Annotated in this window: 4 protein-coding genes; 2 read left to right on the top strand and 2 right to left on the bottom strand. The window is 73.0% G+C overall.

From position 1 onward, the window contains the following. The first annotated feature begins 238 nt into the window (after positions 1 to 238). The gene (locus tag ACWGI8_RS37880) at positions 239 to 2173 is read left to right on the top strand and encodes an NAD-binding protein (protein ID WP_453667979.1); all 1935 of its coding nucleotides are present in this window, start codon (positions 239 to 241) and stop codon (positions 2171 to 2173) included. Between the two features lie 447 nt (positions 2174 to 2620). Here ACWGI8_RS37880 and ACWGI8_RS37875 read toward each other — a convergent pair whose 3' ends face one another. Beyond that, on the bottom strand, positions 2621 to 3943 hold the full coding sequence (locus tag ACWGI8_RS37875) for a phytase (RefSeq protein WP_453667978.1): 1323 nt from the start codon (positions 3941 to 3943) through the stop codon (positions 2621 to 2623). 497 nt (positions 3944 to 4440) lie between these two features. Between ACWGI8_RS37875 and ACWGI8_RS37870 the strand changes: the two genes are divergently transcribed. Next, positions 4441 to 4986: a DoxX family protein gene (locus tag ACWGI8_RS37870; protein ID WP_453667977.1), complete on the top strand. Its 546-nt coding sequence runs from the start codon at positions 4441 to 4443 to the stop codon at positions 4984 to 4986. A 59-nt stretch (positions 4987 to 5045) separates the two neighbouring features. Here ACWGI8_RS37870 and ACWGI8_RS37865 read toward each other — a convergent pair whose 3' ends face one another. Next, positions 5046 to 5462: a GNAT family N-acetyltransferase gene (locus ACWGI8_RS37865; RefSeq protein WP_453667976.1), complete on the bottom strand. Its 417-nt coding sequence runs from the start codon at positions 5460 to 5462 to the stop codon at positions 5046 to 5048. Between the last annotated feature and the right edge of the window lie 328 nt (positions 5463 to 5790).

Genomic DNA, 5790 nt, shown 5'->3' with positions numbered 1-5790 from the left:
CGGGCGGGGGCGCCGGGCCGCCGCGGGGGGGGGCGGCGCGGCGGCCCGACAGCCCGACGGCCCGGCCGCCTGGACGCCCGGACGCCCAGCCGCCTGACGGCTCGCGCCACCGTGAAGTACGTGTTCGTGCCCGGCAAATCGTCTCGGGAGCCACACGCCCGGCCCCCGACAGGAGAGTCTTGGGGCTGTGTCCTCACAACTTCCTCAGCAGGTCCAACACGTCGCACCCGCCGGGCAGATGATCGTCTGCGGCGACGATGCGCTGGCCACCCGCCTCGCCGCCGAACTGCACGACGTCTACGGGGAGCGGGTGACGCTCCTCGTCCCGCCCTCCCGCGCCTCCGCGAGCCGGCAGCCGGCCGCGGCGTCGAGCCGTATGCGCGCCTCGGCGCTCTTCGGGCGGGTGTCCGCCGCGATGAACCGGCCGGGCGGCGCGGACGACGTCGGCTCCAGCGGCGAATTCCTGCTCCCGGTCCAGGAGATGGAGGCCGCCGAGCCGACGGAGGAGGCGCTGCGGCAGGCAGGTGCGGAGCGGGCCGCGGCGCTCGCCCTCGTGTACGACGACGACGAGACGAACATCAGGGCCGCCCTGGCCGCCCGCCGGCTCAACCCCCGACTACGGCTGGTGATCCGGCTCTACAACCGCAAGCTGGGCCAGCGCCTGGAGGAGCTGCTCGACCAGGCCGCGGTGGTCGCGATGCCCGGGCTCGACCGCGCCGGGCTGGACGGTTCCACCACCGTGCTGTCCGACGCGGACACGGCAGCGCCCGCGCTGGCGGCCACCGCGGTGGCCGGTACGAGCAAGGTCGTCCAGGCCGGCGGGCTGCTGCTGCGCGCCGCGGAACGCACACCGTCCGGGTCCGGCGAGGTCCCGGGCCCCGGCCCGTTCACGCTCGCCCTGCTGTCGCCCACCGCCAACGGTCTTGCAGCCACGGGAAGTCCGGACAGCGGCAACGTCCCGCAAGGGCCCCTGCTGCTGCCCGACGACGCCACGGTCGCCGCCTCCCCCCGCCGGGTGGCCATGGTCCTGGAGACCGTCTCGTACGCCGGACCCCAGGTGCCGCCCCGCCGTCTGGCCGGTCGCGGCGCCCCGCTCGGGGAGATCTTCTCGCGGCGGCTGCGCTGGGCACTCGCCGGTGTCGCCGCGGCCGTGGTCGCGCTGGCCGTCACCTCCTGGCTCACCACCGGCGACCATCCGCTGCACGCCGTCTACGTCACGCTCCTCGATCTGTTCGGGATCGGTGACCCTGCCGTGGGTGAGCCCACCGCCCGCCAGGTGCACCAGCTCCTCTCCGGACTGGTGGGCCTCGCGCTGCTGCCGTTCCTCGTGGCCGCCTCGCTGGAGGCGCTCGGCGCGTTCCGCACGGCTGGGGCGCTGCGCCGCCCGCCGCGCGGCCTGTCCGGGCATGTCGTGCTGCTCGGCCTCGGCAAGGTCGGCACCCGCGTGCTGGCCCGGCTCCGTGAGCTCGACATCCCGGTCGTGTGCGTGGAGGAGGACCCGGAGGCACGTGGCATTCCGCTCGCGCGCAGGCACCGTGTCCCGGTGGTCCTGGGCGATGTCACCCAGGAGGGCGTGCTGGAAGCGGCCAAGATCCACCGGGCACACGCGCTGCTGGCCGTGACCAGTGCCGACACCACGAACCTGGAAGCGGCGCTGTACGCCCGCACCGTCAAACCGGATCTGCAGGTCGCCCTGCGGCTGTACGACGACGATTTCGCCACCGCCGTCTACCGCACCCTGCGGGCCGCCCACCCCGACGCGGTCACCCGCAGCCGCAGCGTCTCCACGCTCGCCGCGCCCGCGTTCGCCGGGGCGATGATGGGCCGCCAGATCCTCGGTGCCATCCCGGTCGAGCGCAAGGTGCTGCTGTTCGCCGCGCTCGACGTCGCGGGGCATCCGCAGTTCGAGGGCCGTACCGTCACCGAGGCGTTCCGGCCCGGCGCATGGCGGGTGATCGCCCTGGACACGACCGATCCCGCCGGTCGCCGGGCGGATCTCGGCGCGGCCCGCCCCGACGACGGCGACGCGGCGGGCGCCGGGCTGCTGTGGGACCTCCACCCCGGTCATGTCCTGCGCCCGGAGGACCGTGTCGTCCTGGCCGCCACGCGGCGCGGGCTGGCCGAACTCCTCGGTCGGCGCACCGGCCCCGGCCCGGGCCCGAGGACCGGCTGACTTTCGCATGGACCTGGGGAGGCCGCCGTTCGGCCCGAGCGGCAGCTTCAGCCCGACACGGGCCTGAGAATCAGCCGAAGGGCCGAATGTCGATCACCATCTTCGGGCGAACGCCCTGCCTAATGTCCCGAAGTGTCCACGTCATCGCGTCCCCGCGACCTCGTCGCCGTGCTCCTCGCGGCCGTGTTGCTGCCGCCTCTCCTCCTTGCACCTGCGTACGCCGCGCCCGCCCCCGGACCGGACACCGCGTCGTCGAACCTGCGGGTGGTGCAGCCGGACCTACGGCGGCGGCGACCGCCGGACCGTACAGCGGCACCAACACGCCCTGGCAGGCGCTGCGTACAGCACCTGCCAGGGCGTCGCCGTCGCGCGCGGCTCCCCTCGCGGAGGGCGCGCGGAGTCGCGCACGGGGAAGGGGACGGGGACAGGTCGCGTCCCGGTGAGTGCTCAGTCGTCGATGCGGTCCATGACGTCGCCGAGGTCCACGAACTTGAAGCCGGTGGCCTCGCGTTCGCCGTCGCCCGGGGTGTCGTGGCCGTCCTGGACGACGAGCAGACCGCGCGGGTACTTCGTGCCGAGGGGCGCGTTGAGTACGGCCGCGCCGTCGCACTCCTCGGAGCCGTCCAGGGCCGGCGAGGCGGCGGTGATGCGGAAGCCGCCCTCGTACTCGTTGCGGTCCTCCAGCTCACGGTCGTACAGGGCGAAGGTGTTGTCGCCCTGGCTGGAGGCCAGGACGTAGCCGTCGCCGTCGGGCTCGGTCAGCAGCGTCAGTCCCTCGACGTCGGCCGCGAGGCGCGAGCCGCCGTAGCCCGGGTCGTCGCCCGCGACGCATTCCTCGGTCTGCTCGTCGTACACGCCCGGGACGCCGTACTCGCGGACCTTGTCGACCAGCTTCGGGGTGCCGGTGAGGTCGGCCCGCACACGCCAGATACCGACGTCCTCCTGGCCTGCGTAGAGCATGCCGTTGGCCGGGTCGACGACCATGCCCTCGACCTGGGGCAGCTCGCCGGGCTCGGCGCACGGCGTCCAGGAGGTGCCGTTCGGCAGCCGGAACGAGGACGGCAGGTCCAGCGTGCGGATCTTGCGGTACGTGACCGTGCCGCCGGCGCCGGCGCGGATTTCCAGCAGGGCGACGGCGGTGCGGTTGCGCCGGCTGACCAGGGCGTACGAGCGCCCGCTCGCCGGGTCGGTCCAGGTGGCCAGACCATAGGCCGTCTTCTGCTTGTTGATCTCGTCCTGGCCGGTGGAGAAGACCGGCGGGGCGGCGGGGTCGGTGATGTCGGTGAGCGGGCCGCCGGGCCGCGCGCGGTCGATGCGGTAGAACCGCAGCCGGTCGTGGCCACGGTCGGTGGTCACGGCGAGGTCGGCCCGCCCGGACGGCAGCCGCAGGCCCTGGACCAGATCCACGTTGTTGAACCGGCCGGGGGCGTCGTCCGGCCCGGCCGCGGGAGGCGCCGGGATCGACTGGACCTGCCGCGCGTCGAGGTCGTAGACGCGCAGTCCGCCCTCCTTCGCCGTCGCGATCACCAGGCTGCGGCCCGGGTCCGCGGCGTTGCGCCAGATCGCGGGGTCGTCGGCGTTGGCATTGCCGCCTGCCTCGTCGTCGTACAGCGTGGGTGCCTCCGCCCGGGCGGTGACGGCGGGCAGTGGAGCGGGGGCAGGGGTGCGCGCCTCGGCGGATACGGCCGCGGCGGGTACCGCCGCGGCGAGAGCGGCGAGGACCGTGCCAAGCGCGACGGTGGTCGGCCGGGCGGAGCGGGGCCTGCTCACGATGCACTCCTCCATGTCGGGATCATGACGACTACCCGGTGAGCGTGGAAGCAGGAGGTGACGGCCCGGCGTCCGGCACACGGTTCCTTCATGTGCACGTCATGAACTCGGCCTCTTCGGTGGCGGCATGTGCTGCCTGGACGTGCCCTGCCGGGGAGGGGCAGTAACAATGGTGAGGGGTCGGCCGAGAGGCCGCTCTCCGCCCCGGGGCAGGGAGCGGTGACGGCACCGTTGGCGCCTCCGTTGGTGTCCTGCGCGCCTCCGTTGGTGCCCTGCGCGCCTCCGTTGGTGCCCTGCGCGCCTCCGTTGGTGCCCTGCGCGCCTCCGTTGGTGCCGTGCACGCGTCCGTTGGTGCCGTGCACGTCCGTGGCCCGCCGAGGGCGGGGCGCATCAGCCTCGACAACTGTTCCACCAGTGCTCCACCTGACCGCCCCGGCGCCTCGGGCCGCCCGCACCGGCAGCCCGGCCGCGGCGTCGGCGCAGGAGGTGACTCCACGATGAATCAGCCTACGGAGCGTTCTCACCGCGCCCCCTCTCCTGGCGCGGGCCGCCTGTCGGGGCAGGTGAGCGCCGCCGACGCCGGCCTGCTCCTGCTGCGGCTGACGGTGGGGGTGATCATGGCAGGCCACGGCGCCCAGAAACTCTTCGGCTGGTTCGGAGGGCCGGGCCTGGACGCTGCCGGCAAGGGGTTCGCCGACCTGGGCTACGAACCCGGCGTGGTCTTCGCCGGCCTCGCGGGAGCCTCCGAGTTCCTCGGCGGGCTGGGCCTGGCCGTCGGACTGCTCACTCCGCTCGCCGCGGCTGCCGTGATCGGGGTCATGATCAACGCCATGGTGCTCGCCTCCGACAGCGGCCTGTTCTCCGTCGGCGCCGCCTTCGAATACCCGATGGCGCTCGCCGCCGTCGCACTCTCCATCGCCGCCCTGGGCCCGGGCCGCCTCTCACTCGACCTGCGCTTCCCCTGGCGCGACGGCGGGTGGCGCCCAGCGGCCTTCGCACTGATCGTGGGCGGCGTCTCTGCCGGCATCGTCCTGCTGCTGTAGGACGGCCCGGCACACGCCAGGCACGCGCGGTTCTTTCCTGAACACAGCCACCGAGCGGCTCAGGCAAGCCTCAAGTCGATCCAGGGCACGCTGTCGCCCGGCAGCAGGTACCTGTCGAATTCGACGAATCCCTGCGCTTGCGCGAACCGGAGCCCGTCGACGTTGGACGCCCAGACCACCGTCTCGATGACGTCGGCGCCGAGCTTTCGCGCCTGTGTCAGCCCCTGTGCATAGAGCTCGCCGCCGAATCCCTGCCCGCGGTGGTCGGGGAGCACCCGGGCGATCACTGTGGCCGTCGATGTCCCGTCGGTGGGCGGACGCACGGTCATGCAGCCCACGAGCACGTCGTCGAGATACGCGACGTCCAGCTGGTTGCGCCGGGAACGCTCACGCACGTCATCGAGGGACAGGAAGTGAGTGGGGATGATCAGGTTGTGGACGTACTGCCAGTCTTGAAGCCTGGCATCGTCGTCCACCCGTTCGATGCGCTCAACGCGAAGGTTTGACACGGCTACAGAGAACCGTGCGCATGGTGGTGCGTCAACCGCGATTGATGCCAGGGCAATTGGCACCGAGCTGGGCGTGGGCTGCGACGAAGCGGGGCAGGGCGGACCACTTCCCACACCAGGCTTGACGTGTCCCCGCCGTGGGCACTATCGGATGTGGTGAGTTTCGTTCGTACCCGTTCGTTTGTGTTCCATTCAAGCCTTCTGGAGCCGCACTTGCCTACCGAACGTCACACCTTAGGACGCGGCCTCGCCGCCGTCGCCACCACGCTCGCGCTCCTCACCGGCGGCGGGGCCC

The organism is Streptomyces sp. NPDC054841 (assembly GCF_053611045.1).
This window is presented reverse-complemented; position numbering and strand designations above follow the sequence as displayed.

What these genes read in the sequence shown, in the direction of transcription:
- ACWGI8_RS37880 (WP_453667979.1), top strand. Translation starts at nt 239, where the DNA reads ATGATCGTCTGCGGCGACGATGCGCTGGCCACCCGCCTCGCCGCCGAA.
- ACWGI8_RS37870 (WP_453667977.1), top strand. Translation starts at nt 4,441, where the DNA reads ATGAATCAGCCTACGGAGCGTTCTCACCGCGCCCCCTCTCCTGGCGCG.